Origin of the sequence: Fibrobacter sp. UWH6, from assembly GCF_900142465.1 — a bacterium.
Lineage (GTDB): Bacteria > Fibrobacterota > Fibrobacteria > Fibrobacterales > Fibrobacteraceae > Fibrobacter.
Map to the genome: position 1 here is coordinate 72,734 of NZ_FRAX01000017.1, position 18,022 is coordinate 90,755.

General features: G+C 47.0%; 21 protein-coding genes. 8 read left to right on the top strand and 13 right to left on the bottom strand.

Going from position 1 to position 18,022, the window contains the following annotated elements; genetic code table 11:
- Positions 1 to 16: 16 nt before the first annotated feature.
- The 3 genes from BUB73_RS13450 to BUB73_RS13460 are packed head-to-tail and all read right to left on the bottom strand — an operon-like array spanning position 17 to position 2,557.
- The gene (locus BUB73_RS13450) at positions 17 to 1,033 is read right to left on the bottom strand and encodes a ParB/RepB/Spo0J family partition protein (protein ID WP_073160794.1); all 1,017 of its coding nucleotides are present in this window, start codon (positions 1,031 to 1,033) and stop codon (positions 17 to 19) included.
- A gap of 43 nt (positions 1,034 to 1,076) precedes the next feature.
- Positions 1,077 to 1,862 carry a ParA family protein gene (locus BUB73_RS13455; protein WP_073160796.1) on the bottom strand — a complete coding sequence of 262 codons (786 nt, stop codon included), beginning with the start codon at positions 1,860 to 1,862 and terminating at the stop codon, positions 1,077 to 1,079.
- Positions 1,859 to 2,557 carry a 16S rRNA (guanine(527)-N(7))-methyltransferase RsmG gene (locus BUB73_RS13460; RefSeq protein ID WP_073160798.1) on the bottom strand — a complete coding sequence of 233 codons (699 nt, stop codon included), beginning with the start codon at positions 2,555 to 2,557 and terminating at the stop codon, positions 1,859 to 1,861. Before BUB73_RS13460 ends, BUB73_RS13455 begins: the two co-directional genes overlap by 4 nt.
- A 496-nt stretch (positions 2,558 to 3,053) precedes the next feature.
- On the opposite strand from BUB73_RS13460, the gene BUB73_RS13465 reads away from it, so the two are divergent.
- Together BUB73_RS13465 and BUB73_RS13470 are read left to right on the top strand one after the other, a co-directional pair.
- Positions 3,054 to 3,548 carry an O-acetyl-ADP-ribose deacetylase gene (locus tag BUB73_RS13465; protein WP_073238103.1) on the top strand — a complete coding sequence of 165 codons (495 nt, stop codon included), beginning with the start codon at positions 3,054 to 3,056 and terminating at the stop codon, positions 3,546 to 3,548.
- A gap of 56 nt (positions 3,549 to 3,604) precedes the next feature.
- On the top strand, positions 3,605 to 4,312 hold the full coding sequence (locus tag BUB73_RS13470; protein ID WP_073286597.1) for a YkgJ family cysteine cluster protein: 708 nt from the start codon (positions 3,605 to 3,607) through the stop codon (positions 4,310 to 4,312).
- A 43-nt stretch (positions 4,313 to 4,355) separates the two neighbouring features.
- Here BUB73_RS13470 and BUB73_RS13475 read toward each other — a convergent pair whose 3' ends face one another.
- The 8 genes from BUB73_RS13475 to BUB73_RS13510 form a co-directional block, all read right to left on the bottom strand.
- A complete protein-coding gene (locus tag BUB73_RS13475) occupies positions 4,356 to 5,144 on the bottom strand; it encodes a hypothetical protein (RefSeq protein ID WP_073286600.1) in 789 nt (262 codons plus the stop codon).
- A 227-nt stretch (positions 5,145 to 5,371) separates the two neighbouring features.
- Complete coding sequence (locus BUB73_RS13480; protein ID WP_073286603.1) at positions 5,372 to 6,160, bottom strand: PhzF family phenazine biosynthesis protein; 789 nt, start codon at positions 6,158 to 6,160, stop codon at positions 5,372 to 5,374.
- 298 nt (positions 6,161 to 6,458) lie between these two features.
- Positions 6,459 to 6,839, bottom strand: a complete 381-nt coding sequence (locus BUB73_RS13485) for a VOC family protein (protein ID WP_073238113.1) — start codon at positions 6,837 to 6,839, stop codon at positions 6,459 to 6,461.
- Between the two features lie 37 nt (positions 6,840 to 6,876).
- On the bottom strand, positions 6,877 to 7,548 hold the full coding sequence (locus BUB73_RS13490; protein ID WP_073286606.1) for a 7-carboxy-7-deazaguanine synthase QueE: 672 nt from the start codon (positions 7,546 to 7,548) through the stop codon (positions 6,877 to 6,879).
- A 176-nt stretch (positions 7,549 to 7,724) separates the two neighbouring features.
- Entirely contained in the window at positions 7,725 to 8,057 is a 333-nt protein-coding gene (queD, locus tag BUB73_RS13495) for a 6-carboxytetrahydropterin synthase QueD (protein ID WP_073160811.1), read from the bottom strand.
- 323 nt (positions 8,058 to 8,380) lie between these two features.
- A complete protein-coding gene (locus BUB73_RS13500) occupies positions 8,381 to 8,737 on the bottom strand; it encodes a GyrI-like domain-containing protein (protein ID WP_073286608.1) in 357 nt (118 codons plus the stop codon).
- A 137-nt stretch (positions 8,738 to 8,874) separates the two neighbouring features.
- Positions 8,875 to 9,537, bottom strand: a complete 663-nt coding sequence (locus tag BUB73_RS13505; RefSeq protein WP_073286611.1) for a hypothetical protein — start codon at positions 9,535 to 9,537, stop codon at positions 8,875 to 8,877.
- 101 nt (positions 9,538 to 9,638) lie between these two features.
- A complete protein-coding gene (locus BUB73_RS13510; protein WP_073286613.1) occupies positions 9,639 to 10,151 on the bottom strand; it encodes a GNAT family N-acetyltransferase in 513 nt (170 codons plus the stop codon).
- Positions 10,152 to 10,507: 356 nt separating this feature from the next.
- Between BUB73_RS13510 and BUB73_RS13515 the strand changes: the two genes are divergently transcribed.
- The 3 genes from BUB73_RS13515 to BUB73_RS13525 all read left to right on the top strand — a co-directional run bounded on the left by BUB73_RS13515 (position 10,508) and on the right by BUB73_RS13525 (position 13,733).
- A complete protein-coding gene (locus tag BUB73_RS13515; protein WP_073160817.1) occupies positions 10,508 to 10,906 on the top strand; it encodes a pyridoxamine 5'-phosphate oxidase family protein in 399 nt (132 codons plus the stop codon).
- Positions 10,907 to 11,410: 504 nt separating this feature from the next.
- Positions 11,411 to 12,148, top strand: a complete 738-nt coding sequence (locus BUB73_RS13520; RefSeq protein WP_073286616.1) for a hypothetical protein — start codon at positions 11,411 to 11,413, stop codon at positions 12,146 to 12,148.
- Between the two features lie 67 nt (positions 12,149 to 12,215).
- Complete coding sequence (locus tag BUB73_RS13525; RefSeq protein ID WP_073238124.1) at positions 12,216 to 13,733, top strand: FecR family protein; 1,518 nt, start codon at positions 12,216 to 12,218, stop codon at positions 13,731 to 13,733.
- 128 nt (positions 13,734 to 13,861) lie between these two features.
- Here BUB73_RS13525 and BUB73_RS13530 read toward each other — a convergent pair whose 3' ends face one another.
- Both BUB73_RS13530 and BUB73_RS13540 read right to left on the bottom strand, forming a co-directional pair.
- Positions 13,862 to 14,869, bottom strand: coding sequence for a lysophospholipid acyltransferase family protein (locus tag BUB73_RS13530; RefSeq protein WP_073286619.1), 1,008 nt, complete (start codon positions 14,867 to 14,869; stop codon positions 13,862 to 13,864).
- Positions 14,870 to 15,132: 263 nt separating this feature from the next.
- Positions 15,133 to 15,759 (bottom strand): ribonuclease domain-containing protein, encoded by a 627-nt coding sequence (locus tag BUB73_RS13540; RefSeq protein ID WP_073160827.1) that lies wholly within the window; start codon positions 15,757 to 15,759, stop codon positions 15,133 to 15,135.
- Between the two features lie 55 nt (positions 15,760 to 15,814).
- Between BUB73_RS13540 and BUB73_RS13545 the strand changes: the two genes are divergently transcribed.
- From BUB73_RS13545 to BUB73_RS13555, 3 genes are all read left to right on the top strand, one after another.
- The gene (locus BUB73_RS13545; RefSeq protein ID WP_139258429.1) at positions 15,815 to 16,180 is read left to right on the top strand and encodes a hypothetical protein; all 366 of its coding nucleotides are present in this window, start codon (positions 15,815 to 15,817) and stop codon (positions 16,178 to 16,180) included.
- Between the two features lie 67 nt (positions 16,181 to 16,247).
- Positions 16,248 to 16,496, top strand: a complete 249-nt coding sequence (locus BUB73_RS13550; protein ID WP_073160831.1) for a hypothetical protein — start codon at positions 16,248 to 16,250, stop codon at positions 16,494 to 16,496.
- A 441-nt stretch (positions 16,497 to 16,937) separates the two neighbouring features.
- Positions 16,938 to 17,666: a sigma factor gene (locus BUB73_RS13555; protein WP_170932334.1), complete on the top strand. Its 729-nt coding sequence runs from the start codon at positions 16,938 to 16,940 to the stop codon at positions 17,664 to 17,666.
- The last annotated feature ends 356 nt before the right edge of the window (positions 17,667 to 18,022 follow it).

The window sequence follows — 18,022 nt, forward strand, 5'->3', positions numbered from 1 at the left end:
CTAACGGAATCGCCTATTAGCGGTCCATCAATTCCTGGATACGGGTCAGGTCGTCCATGCTATAGTAGTTGATGACGATGGTACCCTGGGACTGGGTGGGGTTGGTGGGTTTCAACTGAACCTTGGTTCCAAAGTAGGTTTCGAGACGATTTTCGAAATTCTTCAGGTCGGCGGAAAGTTCGATCTTGGGCTTGGGTTCTGCTGCCGGTGCGTCGACAGGTTCTTCGCCGGAAACTTCTTCGCCAGTGTGAACTTCGGGAACTTCTTCAGAAGATTCGGCAGGAGCCTGTGCTGGCTGAACTTCGTCACCGCGGATAATGGCTTCGATCTGACGGACGTTCAGACCTTCCTCGATGATGCGCTTTGCCAGTTCTTCGGCATTGTCCACCTTGTCAGAGCAAAGTGCGCGGGCTGCACCAGAGGCAATCTTGCCTTCCTGAATCCAATCCAGAACCTGGGTCGGGAGCTTCAGCAGGCGGAGTGCGTTGGTGATAGCAGAGCGGGACTTACCAACAGTCTTGGCCAAATCATCGTGGGTATAGTTGTGAAGATCGATCAACTGTTGATAAGATTGTGCAACTTCAACAGGATTCAGGTCCACACGCTGGATATTTTCGATGAGGGCCCATTCGCCCATGATCTTGTCATCCAGACTTTCGTAGACCTGGGCCTTGATAGTAGCGAGACCGGCCAGCTTGGTTGCGCGGGTACGACGTTCACCGCTGATGATCTGGTAGCGGTCGCCCACCTTGCGAACGGCGATAGGCTGGATCAGACCATGCTTCTCGATGGTTTCGGCAAGTTCAACCAGTTCGTCATCGTCAAAAGTCTTACGGGGCTGGAACGGGTTGGGGTCGATGAGATTTACGTCAATTTCGATAATTTTCTGGGAGTTATCAACAGTTTCGGCGTTTTCGACAGCATTAGCTTCAGATTGTTGATTAGTTTCCTGGGGATTGCTAGGCTGTTCAACAGAATGATCCCTCAAAATATCAGCGAGACTACGACCCAGAGAAAAAGACTTCTTACCCATAAAAATAATTTCCTTATATATATAGTTAGCTTGACTGACCTGACTATTTATCCTTGTTCAGGATTTCTTCAGCCAGCTTTACATATGCCTGGGAACCGGTGCTCTGCACATCGTACAGGATAACCGGCTTGCCGTGAGACGGAGCTTCGCTCAAACGGACGTTGCGGGGAATCATGGTCTTGAAGACGGTGTCGCTCAAGTTTTCGCGGACTTCGTCAGCCACCTGCTTGCAGAGACCCAGACGGGAATCGTACATTGTCAACAGGGCACCTTCGATCTTCAAGTTGCTGTTGAGATTTTTCTGAACTTCGCGGATGGTCTTGAAAAGTTCAGTCATACCCTGCAGTGCATAATATTCACACTGCACGGGAATCAGCACGCTAGTAGCGGCTGTCAACACGTTCAATGTTAATAAGTTCAGACTGGGGGGAGCGTCGATAATGATAAATTCGAATTCCTGGGACAGGATCTTCATGATGCGTTCGAGACGGCGTTCGCGACTCATGGCGTTCACCAGTTCGATTTCCATGACAGCCAGGTCCGGTCCGGAAGTGATCATCTTCAGGTAGTCCAGGTTGGTATCCAGAATTGCTTCCTTGATTGTTTCATAGGTAACATTATCCGGATTTTCGGCCATGTTCAGAACTTCGTGGATATCCACGTCCTGCATTTCATTGAAACCCAGACCCTGGGATGCATTACCCTGGGGGTCCATGTCAATAAGAAGAGTCTTCTTTTCGAGGGCGGCAAAACTGGCAGCCAGGTTCACGGCGGTAGTAGTCTTGCCTACCCCACCCTTCTGGTTGCATATAGCGATCACTTTACTCATTCGTTACCTCTTGTAACTAGGGCATATTCCTGTTCTTCCTGGGGCAATGCATATTTATATATGTGTACTGCCGGATCGTTTTCCAGGTGAACGATGTTATTAAAACTCTTAAGGGTCACAAATTTGCCACCACGGGCTAGACCCGGCTGGGCGCGTTCCCAGTCATTTTCAAAAGTGGAAAGGGCGCGGCAACTGACAAAATCCAAATAAGCCAGGCCGGAAGTTTCGAAGCGCTTGCCTACGACAGTCATGTTGTCCAGGTGCAATTCCTTCTTCACGAAATTCATAAACTGTACGCGCTTGTTGCGAGGTTCCACAGCGTAGAATTGGACTTCGGGCATGACAATGGCTAACGGAAAACTGGGACATCCTGCACCGGCACCCATATCAGCCCAACGCTTACCCTTCAGCTTGCTGAGGGCCTCTGCGCGAAAAGCTGCGGTGTCATCCTGAGGCGCAGCCGAAGGATCCACCAACTTACCTATATATATATAAGGCACCAGGGAGTCTGCGATGTGTCTGGATAAAAACTTCTGGGAATCCTTTTCAGAAATCAGGTTGCCGTATTCCTTGGTATCAACAACCAGGTCGGCAAAAGCATAAAGCTTTTCCAAAGTTGCAGCAGACAGTTCCACCCCGTTTGAGGAAAGAAACTGATTTAGAAGATTCTTCTGTTCTTCGTTATTTTTATACATAATGGTTCGTACGTTGGTGTGCTACGCACACTACATTCTCATGCTCGGTCATCCCCGTCAAGCGAGGATAGGTGCCAGAATGCAATCATTCTGTCGCGACACTCGCTATCGAATGTTGGGCTCCTACGGAGTCATTCGCTGCACCCAGGATATGTCAAAGAATAAATTCTATGCCGCATCCTAGATTTGCAAATGTTTACTCCTTTGGAGTTTACACCCATCGGGTGTCAAATGAAAATAAACAAGTTTATTTTCGCTTTCCACCCTCGGTTGTGTTTCACGTGGAACATAATTTAGATATCCCAAAAAATAAAATCAACAAAAGACGAGTTTAGCCTTTCATTTAATTAAAATATCTGTGGATATTATTTTAATTTATGTTGGGTTTTTGTTGATAAATTTTGTGGTGATTTCGTAACTTGTTTTATAAAAAAGATTTATGTTTTGAAATGTATGTTGATGATTCGTGGATTTTTCATTTTTGAGGGGGTGTAAAATGGTAGAAATCGAGGTGCTTCAGGGTGACATCACCAAGCTTAAAGTGGATGCCATTGTGAATGCCGCCAACTGTTCCCTGCTGGGAGGTGGCGGTGTGGACGGTGCCATCCATAGGGCTGCCGGTCGGGAACTGCTGATGGCCTGCATGAAGTTCGGAGGCTGCCAGACGGGAGAAGCCCGGATCACTCCCGGGTTCAAGCTGCCGGCAAAGTTCGTCATCCATACCCCCGGCCCAATCTATAAAGATGGACTTCACGGGGAGCCGGAACAGCTTAGGTCTTGCTACGAAAACTCTATGAAATTGGCTGAAGAAAACGGTTGTGAGACTGTGGCGTTCTCCGCCATTTCTACCGGGGTGTATGGCTACCCGAAAAAGGCTGCTACCGAAATTGCCGTGAAGACAGTTCGGGAATACCCAACGCAGATTGTGAAGAAGGTAATCTTCTGCTGCTTCGGTGAAGAGATGTTGAAGATTTATCAGAAAGTTTTATAAAAATCCGTACCAATGGAGCCTTCCTTTGCTAGATTTTTAGCAACAGGAAGGCATTTATGATTTCTGAAATTGCCCCTATTCTTGAAAAGTTGAGGGGTACCGAAGAATACGACATCCTAGTTGAAATGGATGCAGTTTACTCCCGGATCGAAGAAAAGCAACGGGAATGGTTTGAAAAGTCCAAGTTCACCTGTCCTCATGGCTGTGGCAAATGCTGTGAACATTTTGAGCCTGACTTGCTGGAAAGTGAAGCTCTTTACATGGCCGCCTGGCTGTTGTGCAATCAGCCTGACGTAGCCCAGAATGTTGCCGAAGGGAAGTTTCCTTTGATAAATGTTTCACGTGAAACTTTTGCAACATTCCAACATTGCCCCTTCTTTTGGGAGGATATTTCGGGGACGAATTTTCCAGGGCATTGCACCATTTATGGTGGCCGGGCATCCATTTGCCGCCTGTTCGGAGCTGCCGGATCTCGGGACAAGCATGGTAATGAAGTCTGGAAACCCTGCAAGTTTTACCCCGCAGAAGAACTTGCCGCCGTCAAGACTCTATCTGGCGAACCGATCCTTCATCGGCAATACACTGCAGAAGAAGTAAAGAATCTCTTTGGCGCACTCCCTCCTGTCATGAGCGACATGATGGAGCAGGAAGAGACATTTACCCCCGACGATGATTCTTCAACATTAATCCACGATATCCTGCCTAAGTACATCCAGCGGTTAATGTGGATTGTGGATTTAAATTCTGGGAAAGATTCCATATAAGAAAAAGCCCAAGGCATTGCCCTGGGGATGTTTGCAAATTGAGTTATTTCACAACCTTAATGGTATGTTGCTTTTGCTTGGCGGGGCGACCCATAAGATCGAATAGCTGGAACTTCTTATTTACGATTGTAGGATGAATCTTGTGTTTAAAGCCAGTTGTGCTTTCACTACCAATTTTTGAAAAATAATACTTTCCAACAAGTTCATCGTCATATATTCCCGAATAGAAAAAAGTCATTGAACTGTCAGTTGTTTCAATCCAGTATTTGGACATTGGTTCATTCTTTATGTATTCGTAGCACCTGCTGTTGTCAATAGAATCTAAGGCTATGTAATATCTGTTCATTAATTCAAATTCACCTTTATATACATCATAAAAGTATTGCAGTCCATAGATGGTATCGTTAACTGTATAATCAGTGAACATGGCTTCCATATTATCATCCGTTTTGGAGTATTGGATTGTTACTGTGGAATCCTTTTCAGTGAAATATGTCTCAGACGCAGTTAAATGGTTGTCTATGTACGTATTTGTGGTGATGGAATTATCGGCATCGTTTTGTGTGATGACTTCTTTGTATGAGAGAGTATTGCATTCATCAGTGCATCTTGTTACGCTTTCTATAGCGCCATTTTTATCACGATTAAATGTGGTATGAGCATAGTAGAAACCACTTAGATCGCTACCATTTATGGACTGAGTGCTGTCTAAGGTATATGTATTATCAAATTTTTTTGATCCACCATAATTAGAAATTGAAAATGCTTCTATGCAGTTAATGGCATGTGCAGAAAAAACAAAAGATGCGACTAAAAGAAAAATCTTCTTCATATAACCTCCTATGTTGATGTCATTCTGCTTTTGCAAGTGCCAATATAGAAAAAGTCCCCCGCAAGATTTGTACCCAAAAAAATGAATTTTCTTTTTGACAATTCCTTTAGAGGTGCCGATATAACAAGTGAGGGCTGGTTACCCTCCCGTACTAGTCATACGGTTCTCCTATGGTTGGAAAATCCCCGGGGCGATTGCCTCGGGGATTTTTTGTCCAAATGTTAGTATTAGCAGTTCAATTCGCTAACGGAATAGAGGGTAGCTTTCCCTGCCAGGGTCATTCTTTCGCCCTCGATTTTACAGTAGAGTGTGCCTCCCCTTCGGGATGCCTGCCTTGCGATAATCTCAGGTTTTCCCATCTTGCCACTCCAATAAGGAGCGATGTGGCAATGCCCGGAACCGCAGACCGGGTCTTCGCTGATGGCAATTTTCGGACCGAAGCTTCTGGAGACGCAGTCTTCCTTGGTGCCTTTAGCGGTAACATGAACAAGAAGACCTGGCAATTCCTTCACCTTGTCAAAGTCCGGCTTCATGTTTTCGATGGTGTCCTCGAAGTCAAAGACGCAGAGCATGTCGCGACCCATGTAGGCTTCCGAGGGCCTTGCACCCAGGGCGGCTTCCATTTCATCTGTAACGGGGATGGGCTTCAGGTCATAAACCGGGAAATTCATTTCATAAAGATCCCCGTTCTTGTTGACTGTTAACTGGCCACTCATTGTCTCGAATATGATTTTTTGAGTCGTCTGTTCATAAAAGTTGAAAAGTACGAATGCGGTGGCTAGAGTAGCATGGCCGCAAAGATCAACCTCATCGCTAGGGGTAAACCAGCGAAGGTGATACTTGGGGATGCTTTCGTCATTCCCGGTTTTTACCACAAAGGCTGTCTCGGAGAAATTGTTTTCGAATGCAATGTTATGCATTAGTGAAACTTCCGGCCATTTGTCCAGAATACAAATTGCAGCCTGGTTACCATGGAATAAGGTATCGGAAAATGCATCGACGATATACTGTTTCATACCAAAGAATATATAAAATGTTTCACGTGGAACACAACCGAGGGTGGAAAGCGAAAATATGCTTGCATATTTTCATTTGACACCCGATGGGTGTAGGACTAATGTCGAAGACATTAGTCCCAACATGCAGGGTGTAGCATGCGAAGCATGCCAACCTGCGATGACGAGTGCCACGGCGGGGAGCTTGCTCCCGATGTAATAATTCTGATTATGCAAGCGCCAACATGCAGGATGTTGTGTGCGGAGCACGCCAACGTCGGGGTGAGTTATCCACTTTGCGAGAGAAGTAGAAAATTATTTATACGGTCAGTTCTACTAGATTGCCTTCGGGATCTTGAACCACACTTTCGTAGTATCCATCCCCCGTCGTTCGAGGCTGCCCTATAATGGTAATGCCATCGGCTTCCATCTGGGCGGTCAACTTGTCTACCATATCCTTGGACCCTAGGGATATTGCCACATGACACCATCCTAAATGTGGATTGGGTATTGAAGATTCGATGTCGTTCCGGTGCATTACCTCAATGCGGGCGCCTCCATCAAAAGTAAGGAACCTGCTGGTGAAACCCTTGGCAGGATTATGGTATTCTGGATGAATCGTAGCTTCCAGATACTTTTCATAGAAGGCGCAAACTTTCTCGATGTCTTTGACCCAAATGGCAACGTGATCTATTTTCATAGGGTCAATATATAAATAATAGGGTGCTTCGAATCGGCTAAACTCCCCTAGCTTCCGGGTTCCAGATAATCTTATGGAGCTGTACCTGGAAGCGGACGTTATTCCGTCGCATCACCTCGTTCCCTAAAATCCAGTTCACCATATCCTCGTACTTCATTGTCCCGAAGATGGGGGAAACATAGAATGTGGGGAGCCTTTTTCCGAGAGCGCTGAATCTTCCCTCCATGGCCTCGATGACCCGGGCGGCATCCAGAAGATCCTCCTCTGTGCCCACCACAAACTTCAGGACATCCTTCTCCCCCAGGGTCATCATGTTCTCCATTTTCATTCGGGGCTGCATTCCGCTGCAGATACTCTTCCAGTCCATAGTGCAGAAGATGTTCCTGAATCCAGATGGCTTTGGCTGAGTTCCGTTGGTCTCGATATTGATTTCGAAGCCGAAATCGTCCAACATTTTCAATAAAACTTCCACATCTTTGTGGATAAGTGGCTCCCCTCCCGTCAGGGTGACGAACTGAGTGTTGAAAGACTTGACCTTTTCCAAGACTTCCACTGGGGTCATTTCCTGGAAGTCGCCCCCTTCCACCGCATACATGGAGTCGCAATAGGAGCAGCGGAGGTTGCATCCGAACAGACGGATAAAGACGGCGGGGGCGCCTGTGCGGATACCCTCACCCTCTATGCTGAGGAATATTTCAGAGATTTTCATGAGTTAGTAGATAGTAGGAAGTTGACAGTAGTCAGGTATGGGGGACGCACCTTCGGTGCTCGAGGCATGAGGTCGGCGCTATGCGCCTAGAGGCAATTGTAATTACAATACCTCATACCTCTAGATGCGAAGCATCGACCTCAAAGCGAAGCGACCTCAATGCACTGAAGTACATCTTAGTCAACTTCATATTCGGCGATGTTGCCTTCGCTTTCCTGGACGATCACTTTATAGCAATGGGGAATCTGGTCGCAGATCCACTTGGCGATGTTTTCGGCGGTAGGATTGAAGTCCACCACATCGTTTATGTACTTGTGGTCCAGCTGTCGGGAGATGGTCTCCTTGGCAGTCTTGAAATCGATGACCATACCGTCAGAGTTTAAAGTCTTGGACTGGCAATGAACGGTAATGATCCAGTTATGTCCGTGAAGATTTTGACACTTGCTTTCGTAGGAGAGTGCCAGCTTATGTGCTCCGGAAATTTCGAAGCGCTTCGAGATTCTATACATGAGGTACCTAGTTTTGTTTATAGACAGGATGGTTTTCGAACTGTCCTGCGGTCAAATATTAATGCCGCTGTGAGTTGATGTTGAGGATTAATATAGAAAAGGGTTCTATGGTTCCCAAGGCGGAGATGCATAAAAAAAATGTTGGCGAAGAATGTTCAACCTGCGGATGTTGGTGTGCTACGCACACTAGTCAGAGAATAAATTCTCTGCCGCATCCTAGGTTTGCAAACGTTTCACGTGAAACGTTCGTAGAGTATAAAAAAGTCCTTGACATTTTTGTGCCAAGGGCTTGTTTAGATTCTTCGACTTCGCTCAGAATGACACTAACGTTCCACCGGAACCTGGATAATGGACAGCCACTTTTCGGGGTCATCCTGGTTCCAGGCACCGTCCACATAAACGCAGCGGAGGTCGCCCACGATCTTGTACCCCTGCTCCTCGATGTACTTGAACATCTCGGTGTAGGACTGGTAAAAACGATCGTAGGGTCCGACGTGCTTTAGGCAGAGGGCGTGTTTTACCGCGGGCATGGTCTTGAACTGGACGATTTCAGAATCCTGGAGAGCCTCCTCCACCTGTTCGCAGTACTCAATATCCACGTTCTCGTGTTTGTATTCCTTGTCGTGTTCGATGGTAAAGCAGTAACCGGTGGGAGAACACTTGCAACCCAGGCGCTGCATTTGTTCATAAAAAATTGCGGTTCGCGACCCGCTCTTTTGTGATCACTTTTCTGCCACCTCGTCAGGCGACTATACAAATATAGACCCGGCCCTAAGGGACGAGTCAATAGGAAAAAGTGAATTTTTTTTTGAAAAAATTATGGGAGTGCTCTAGGAGCCAGTATTGAGCGACTGTTTTTTGCAGGTCTGCCTTTCAAGTCAAAGTATTGGAATTTTTTGGCCTTTACCGTGGGGCGAATGCCTATAACAATGGTCGCGCCTTCCTGACTTTTGCTGATCAAAAACATGTCAGTGTTGCTGTAGGTGCTTTCTTGAAGCAGGTGGATTGTATTGTCACTAACATCAAGAGTCAGTTTTACAAAGTTTTCTCTTTCTGGCGTTCCCAGGTAACACACGTTCTTGCTTGTAGAATCCAGGTAGTAGAAATCTTCTTTAAAAAATAAGGTATCATTACGGAGTGAAAGGTAGCCAACTTCCTTTTCGGGACCGTCTTCGTACTCGGTGGTGATATCGTAACTTATGGAATCAGCAGTGGAATAGAATTTTACTGTCTTGTAAAGTTTGCCATCTTTCCTAATGGTGATAACGGATATTTCTCCGTCTTTGGATTTTTCCTGGGTATAGTTGTGGATTACCTTTCTGTATTCGGAACCACTGTAGATGATGGTGCTGTCCGGAAGATCGTCTGTATAGTACATCTTTTTTGACCAGGGAGCCTGTTTATCCGAGTAAGATCTGTATAAACTATCCAGAACGTATTCTCCGGGAATGTACATATCAGTCTGAATGGCTTTAAACATGGCTTCTACGCAGTTTAAGGCTTGTGCTTGGGTGAAAAATGCCAAAGTTATTAACAATAGGATGGTTTTCCTCATATAATCCCCGTTATATTGTGGATATTCTACAGTTCCATAAAGAAGATTACTGCATCCACGAAACCCAGCTTCTTGTGGTTGAAGGCTCCGGGCAGTCGGCAAAGTTCCTTGAAGCCCAGGCTCTTCCACAGGTGCATGGCCGGTTCGTTGGTGCTGATGACGAAGTTGAACTGGATTGCCTTGAATCCCATTTCGCGAGCCATTCGGATACAGTCCTCCCCCATCTTGCGACCGATGCCTTTTCCGCGGGCGGCGCTGGAAACCATGAAGGAAGCGTTGGCCACATGGCTGCCTCGGCCACGGTGGTTCTGGATAATCTTGTAGTAGCCGAGGATCTTGGTGCCTGCACTATCCTTGCCTGCGTCCGAAGCGGATTCTTCCATGACCCAGCTGTTTACGCCCTTGCCGAACCAGTAGTCGTATGCGTCCTGGTCGCTGGCGGTTTCCTCGAAATCGTAGGTGTCGCCGCCCTGAATCACTTCGCGGAAAATGGGCAGCATCTGGGGAAAATCATCTGGAGTAGCTTTGCGGATTTGCATATTAGGTGCGAGGTCGCGGCTTTGCCGCTTTGAGGTATGAGGTCGGTCGCTTGCGCTCCCTTTGAGCTATATAATGGCGCCTTGCGCTTTCAATACTATATAATATAGTAAGAGGAGTTTTTGTGGTAATTGTACCTAGAAAAATAATGTTGTTTTTCAAATTTAATGGCGGAAATTCCACAACATATATATATTAGTGTAGTAAATACAAAAAGACTGGATGCTTCGCTCCACTATGTTATGCTCAGCATGACACTAGGGGGCAGAACGCCAAGTATTTTAAACCTCAACGCATCCTTCGGATGCGTCCCAACAACCTCACACCTTAAGGCCATGCAATGGCCGACCTAATCGTTATGGAAGAAGTAGTAAAGTTTCTCAAGGAATGTGGCGCCTATTTCCTGGCAACTGTAGATGGCGATCAGCCCAAGGTTCGTCCCTTCGGTACCGCCGAAATTTTTGAAGGTAAGCTGTACATTCAGACTGGCAAGTCCAAGAATGTTTCCAAGCAGATTGCCGCCAACCCCAAGGTTCAGCTCTGTGCCATGAACAAGGCTGGAAACCAGTGGCTCCGTCTTAGCGGTACCCTGGTAGAAGACGATCGCCTGGAACCCAAGGTCCATATGCTGGACGCCTATCCAGAACTGAAGGCCATGTACAAGGCCGAAGATCCCAACACTCAGGTGCTTTACTTCAAGGACGCCGAGGCTGTGTTCTGCAGTTTCACTGCGGCTCCCAAGGTGGTAAAGTTCTAGTTTGATTGCCTTTTAGGCTGCTTAAATTGTGAAAATCGGTCGGCGAAAGCCGGCCTTTTTCGTTTTATCCTGTTGATAGAATGTAAACAATTAATTAACACCCTGCGATGAATAAGTCCTGTTATGGGTAAATTGTGGATAAAACTGTCAACATTTAAAAAATTTATGTTGAAAGTTGCGTTGGACAATTTTTAATCTATTCACACCTGTTTCACGTGAAACATCGTTATTTGGCAATAAGTTACGTTTTTTTCATTTTACAAACGGATAAAAAGCTTCGATTTATCAACAGGTACAATGACGATATTTTTGTGAATATCTTGTTGGATTTGGAAATATCCTAAAAACGGGATGAACTTTCTATTCACATTATTTAAACATTTATCCTCTATTTATCAACAGTATAGTAAAACTTCTTGTTTAAAAGTATGCGCTTCGGATTGCGTAAAAAATAGAACCCTCAAAAATTGTATTTTTTGGGGAAAGGTAAGCCAAAGGAATTTTATGGAAAACAATGAGTCTCGTGGAAAGCGCGCCCTCTTTTGGATGAGATTTACTTTTGCGCTGACCTTCCTGTCTTGGCTGCTTTTGTTCCTGATTGCCAAGAATGGATCTTTGCCGGTGCGGTTCACGCAGGAAAATCCGGATGTGGACGTGGGGGCGGTCATTGATTTTTTCAATTTCATAGTGGTGATGTTTTTTGCTGGCTTTGGTGTTCCCCTGTCCTGGTGCCTTTATCAGCTTTTTTGGCTGATGTGGATTTTCAGGGCTACAAAGAACTTGCGCAAGGTGACCTCCACAAGCTTTAGTCCCTGGCTGGCGGTCATCTGTAGTGCCATCCCCGGTTTAGGTTACTTGATTCACTATCTTGTTTTCAAGAATCTGGTGAGGCAGACGGAATCCGCATTGGCGGCTCGCCGAGATTCCCAGTCAAAGAAGATTGCTGAAATTTTATCCAAGGTCCAATCGGTGGACGGGAACATGGTCAATGGGTTTGCCATCATGGCTATATTGGCTGCCGCTATCGGTTTCATTCGCGATACCAGCATCTCGGGATTTTTGGCGGTGGCCTTCTCGGTGGCGTCGCTGCTTTGCTATATGAAATCTTTTGCTGCCTTCATTAAAGAGGAGCAGGCCCTGTTTGACATTTATCAAGAAGAAAAATTGATGGCCAAGGTGGACCAGGTGCTCTGGCAACGCAAGCTGGAGTCGGAATCCGCTGACGAAAAAACAAAAGTGTGATTTTATACATTTGCTAATTCCACATATATATTATATGTTTGATGAAGTTTCTAAAAAGAGGCTTGGAATGAAGAGTTTAAAGTTTTCTGCAGTTTTCGCATTGACCTGCGCCATGGTGGCCATGGCTGCTACCCAGGGTGGCAAGGTCCGTTCTGTTCTTGGCGATGTGTCTTACCAGAAGCAGGGTAAGAACAACTGGGCCGCCCTCCGAGTGGGTGCCAAGGTTCTGGACGGTTACATGATCCGGACCTACACCGAGTCCGGGGCGCAGATTTCCCTTTTAGATGGAAGTATGATCGCTATCGGCGAAAATGCGCTGGTGGAATTCAACGAACTTCTGTTCGACAAGGATTCACGAGTTTCTGACATCAGCATCAAGAAGGGTATGATCCGCTTCGATGCCCAGAAGCAGAAAGGCAACAGTGTCTTCAAGTTTAGGACCGGAACGGCAACCGCATCGATCCGCGGTACTGACGGTACCCTCGGCATGACCGAAGCAGGTCAGCCCTACGGCGCCTTGAACTCCGGCGAAATGGTCATGGAAAATAATGGCCAGGAAATTCCTGTCAAGGCAAATCAGTTTGTGGCCTTCCGTAAGGATAAGCCTGCTGTCGTGGTAGAAGCAAAAAATGCAAGCGATCCCGAATTTGTGAAAAAGCTGGGCGAAGTCCTTGATGACACCACGAAGTCTGACGAAGCCATTCAGGCCCAGGCCCAGGAGCTGGACCAGAAGATCGAAGTCCGTAACGAGGATCTGAAATCCAAGTATAATTGTATCATCGATTCGCTGCCCGCTCTTGTCAGCGCAGACAGTATCGATATCGGCGTCACCTGTACTGCCGGCGTCCGAGTGTCTCTCGGTTCCGAAAGTTTTGAGTCCAAGGGTCACAAGTTGCATTTCACCCCCAGCTGGATTAGAGGTTCCTTCGGCGATAAGAAGTACCTGCTGAACTGCAGTGTGGACGGTGCCGATTTTGAATGCGGTCGAATTGCGTTCACCTATCGCGTGGACCGCACCGTTCGACTTCTGGAATCCGACGAAGGCAAGTGCTTTGCCGTTTTTGCCACTAGCGGATTTAATGACAACTCCGGTTCCGTTTCTGTCTTCCTGGGTGACAGCCTCATTCAGAAGACCAACATGGAAAAGGACGGTTCCAGCACCTTCACTCTTGTGCCGGGTGATCATGTGTACAAGGTGGTTGCCGAAAATGTGGATTCCGCCACGACGGCTGCCGGGACTGTGGAGCAGATGCTGAAGTGCTACCCGGTGACCAACGTGCAGATCGACATCCGCGGCGGCAATCGCGAAATTGTCAAGCGCAAGGTTTCCCAGGGCGCAGCCATCTATCCGGAACTGGAATTCGACTTGCTGGATGTGGCCGGTAACGACGTCGCCCAGGTGGAAGAAGTTATCGTCTCTGTAGACGGCGAAAATTTCGAGGCCGAGCAGGTGGCTTCTACCGTGGGCATTGGCTACAAGGTCAAGATGAGAATTCCCCGCGGCAAGTCCAAGATTGTCAAGGTGGCCGTGTTGATGCGCAGCGGTGAAACGGCTTACGCTTCCAAGATTTACGAATTCAAGTAATAAAAAAATTGGTGACTGAAAAATCCCCGGAACTTAACAAAGCTCCGGGGATTTCTTATATGACGATCAAACAGGTTTTTGAAAAAGAAAATAATTTAAAGGAGAACGTCTTTTTTCCGCAAAAAAGTTCAGCGGTAAATTTCGGGACGGGTACTGCGGAAACGCCGGTGGGTCCAGCCATACCACAGGGCGGGATTTTCACGGATCCGTTCTTCGAGCCAGGCGCGGTACGCTCCGTCTACGATGGAAATTTTTTCATCACGCTGTTTTGAGCCGTGTTGGTCCAAGCCGCGTTGGTCCAAGCCGCGTTGGTCCATGTTGTGCTGATTCACGTCATGCTGAACTTGTTTCAGCATGTCCCTCTGCGTCTCATTCGGTTCTTGTGCTTCCACCGCATGCAGAATTTTTCTGTTTCCTTGCTCCTGGATCCAGCAGAAAAATACGGGAGTGTTCGGGCGGTGCCTCAGCAGAAAATCAGGAAGCGGATTTATTTTGGCGGGCCGCCCCAAGAAGGTTCCGTCCATGGCGCTGCCGATTCGGCTATCCTGATCCGCCAGCAGACAGAACAGTTGTTTTTTCCCGCCGCAGTCTGGCGCCTTTCCGTCCAGCTGGTCTAAAAATTCCCGCGGATTTTTGGCGTCGATGGAATAGGGCCGCCCGCGGACGCACCGCACTTTTTCGTACACGAAACGGTTCAGCCATTTCGGTTTCAGCGGAATAAAGCTGGCCTTCAGCGGAACGCCCAGCGCACAGAGCCATGCCCCGCTAGCTTCGTAGTTTCCGTAGTGTGCCGTCAGAAAAATTCCGCCCCGCCGCATCTTTTCGATAGTGCCCGCCGCCCCTTCTGCCAGCTCGAAAATTTTTCCGCCTGCAGAAAACGGATACGCCCCGCAGTCCTCGGGCAGTTTCTTGTAGACGTCAAAACAGAACAGCAACTCCCCTACGTGCCAGGTCAAGTTCCGCAGCATTTTCTTGTAGAGATTTTCCGCTTCCAGCTTTTCGCCGGACATCCACGTTCCCTGTGAAACGTATTCCAAGTTCCTTTTTATAGTCTGCTTTTTCCAGCCCGCAAAACCCAGTACCTTGAAGGCGGCACCTGCAAAAATTCGAACTGAAATCTGACCTATGGAAAACATCGATTCAAAATATAAAAAAGTGTTTGAAATTCCCATATTGGATGAGGGGCCCGTGGAAAAATTCCTGCACAGGTGCATGCGTTCAGGCATCGTCGCTAAAATTGCTAATAAAACCGACGATGCTTTTGGGTTGGGGAATTTTGTACCGCTAATATTGTTGTTATACTTGATTTATAGACCGAACGCCTGGAAGCTAGTTTTAGGTATAGTCCTGTTGAGTTCGACCCTATTTCCTTACATAGCATACAACATATTACAGCGGATTATCTGAATTCCAGGAGCTTGTAACTTTCGTAGTGGTCGGCCGTGTAATAGATGATGCAACCGGTTTGATAGACAAGTCGTTTTGTGCCGCGGCTCTGGACATTGCCGTAATCCACGTCGGCTTCGCGGTAGGTTCCGTCGGGTAGCAATTTTTCCTTGTTGCCGAAACTGTCGCCGCCGATCATGACACCCAGGGTTTTCCAGGGGTTGAAATTCCATTTGCTGAAAGTGTTTCCTGTGGAACTTTCGTAAAGTTTTTGCCCCTCGTTCTTGCACACATAATTTTTAGGCAGCTTGTCGAACTTGCAGATGTAGGCCCCCACGGAATCCCTGCTGGTGTAAACGCCGGACTCCTTGACGGCCTCGTAAATGGTGAGCTTTTTTTCTGAGTTGCCTGATGAAAACTGCGACGAACTTGACTGAGTCGGTGACGAACTTGACGCGGCCTCTGCGGAACTTGAAACGTCTTCCGAAGAACTGGAAAAGGCGCGTGATGAACTGAATCGGATTTCTGATGAACTGTAATCTTCATCGTCGTCGGAGCTGCTGACGGTAGGGGTGCTGCAACCGAAAAATGCGTTGACGAAAATGGTTAAAAGTACGAAATGTCCAAGGGCGAATTTCATACAGTTGAATATAGTTTTTTAACTTTAAGTTCTAAAATTTCAATAGGCGAAAAAAATGAAAAAAGTTGTTTTACTCGGAATTCTTCTGGCTTCTTCGATGTTTGTCGCCTGCGGTGACGATTCCTCTTCCGGTACATCTGCCGGTGGCAACTGCTTTACCGTAGAAAAATCTGTAAATGCTTGCGAATCCATTTCCAAGGATGATTTCGGTACATGGAAGTTTATTCGTAAGGATTCCTTTGGCGATGATATGCAGTATGTATATACCGTCGAAGGTGAAAAACTGGTGCTGACCACCACGGATTCTGGCTGCAATGTCAAGCGCGATGAAAAGTCCTACTCTTTCTACAATATGACTAAAGAAGCAAGCATCGAGATGTCTTACATGGCGGTTGTCTCTACTTGCGAAGATGGCCAGTAATGTAGCTCCCCGGCTGCACTTGATTTTTGCCTTTCGAAATTCTAGATTGTAGACCAAGGAGATCATTATGGCAAAGAAAGAAAAGCTGACGATCGTCGGCAACGCCAGGGGATCCGCCTCCGAGTCCGCAATGGAATCCGCGGCGATGCGATCCCTTCGAATCGATGGCTCCTGCAACGGGGCGACGCTCCGCACCAGAGTCATCAAGAACAAGAAACTCTACAATCGAAACTTTAAGCACAAGAAGTCCTTCGCTGATGCGGGGGACTTTCCTGTTTCACAGGCAAGTCTCGTCGGCTCGGAAGTGCAAACATAAATGTTTGCGTTTCGCTCGCCTCGGTTGACTTTCCTGTTTCACAGGCAAGTCTCATCGGCGTTTTTTTAAGGGATGAATTGAGTCAAAAAAAACGTCAAATTTTTTTTGAAAAAATGTTTGACAATTTTTTTTCAGCTGACGATATAATGCCTGCACGACTAAATTGGGAGCATCCAACATGTTAAATAAAAATTTCAGGGGAATGGAAAAATGTCATATTATGACAGCCGTCTTTTGCTATATTTTAACGTGATGAGAGATAGAACCACATAACAAGCAAGACATTTTTTTAGAGGGGTGCCCGGCAGGGTGCGGCGCAGCGTATGCGTTAAATCTCGGCTTTTGCGATTGCGTTCGCAATGGTCTTTTGCAATGGTTTTCGCTACAACCAAATAAGAGGGAATCGGCATGGCAAATAATGTTTCTAGGAAGGGAGTCAACATGAAAAACAATCAGGTCTACACTTGGACCGCAAAGCAGCAGGACTGGCTTGAACAGGCTCAGTCCGGTAACGATGGCGCATGCAGCAGTCTTTTCTGCTCCATGAAGGATACGCTGGAAACGGTTCACCGTTACAGCCAGGATGGTCTGTATCCGGCAAAGTTCGGTTACGACTTTAACTACAATGGCCGCTCTTTTGAAGATGCATCCAGCGACATCTACACTGCATTCAGGGATGCTGTACGCCGTTTCGATGCTACTCAGGGAGTACCCTTTGGCGCCTATGCCGTAAACGACTTGCGTCATCGAGCCATGGACTGGACTCGCGACCGCCAGAACGATCGCCTTGTCATGGTCGGACAGCGTCTGAACGATGGTGTGGACGGCAATGGCGATTACTGTGTTCTGTTGCAGTCTGACTACGATTCCTTCGTAGATGATTACTACGCCAGTAAGTCCGACTCCATGTGCGATGCAGAAGCTCATCCGGTAGAATTCTGCGAAATCATGGACCTGGTCGAAAAGATTCGCCAGGAAGTCATCAAGAGCGGCGATGTCCGTCTGCTGGAATTCATGAATCTTTACCTTGAATGCTGCTGCGAAAAGAAGGCAATGGAACAGATTGCCGAGCGTATGCAGGTTACCCGGGCCATGGCCTACGTCTACATGGATAGGTTAAGGGCTTTGATTGCGCCTAAGTTTGGCCCGGATTATGGTGCCGCTGCGTAGGCTGTCAAAAGATTTCTGTTGGCAGAATGTTGATTTAATGGGGAAAATCTAGTGCTTATGCGAAAAATGCAAAAAAATGTGATTTTTTTTAGATTTTCCCCTTGACATTCATCCAGAAAATTCTATAATTGGCCTCACCTCCGAACGAGACAGCCGAAACGCTGAAACGGACGGAAGCGAGAACCCGAGAGGCTCTCGAGAAGATTGAAGGAATCGGAGATGTGCTTAGTGACGGCCCAAGAAATTTCTTGGAATTAGTCGAATACGAACGTGATTACGGGACCAAGACTTTAAAAAATTAATGAAGAGTTTGATCCTGGCTCAGAACGAACGCTGGTGGCGTGTCTTATACATGC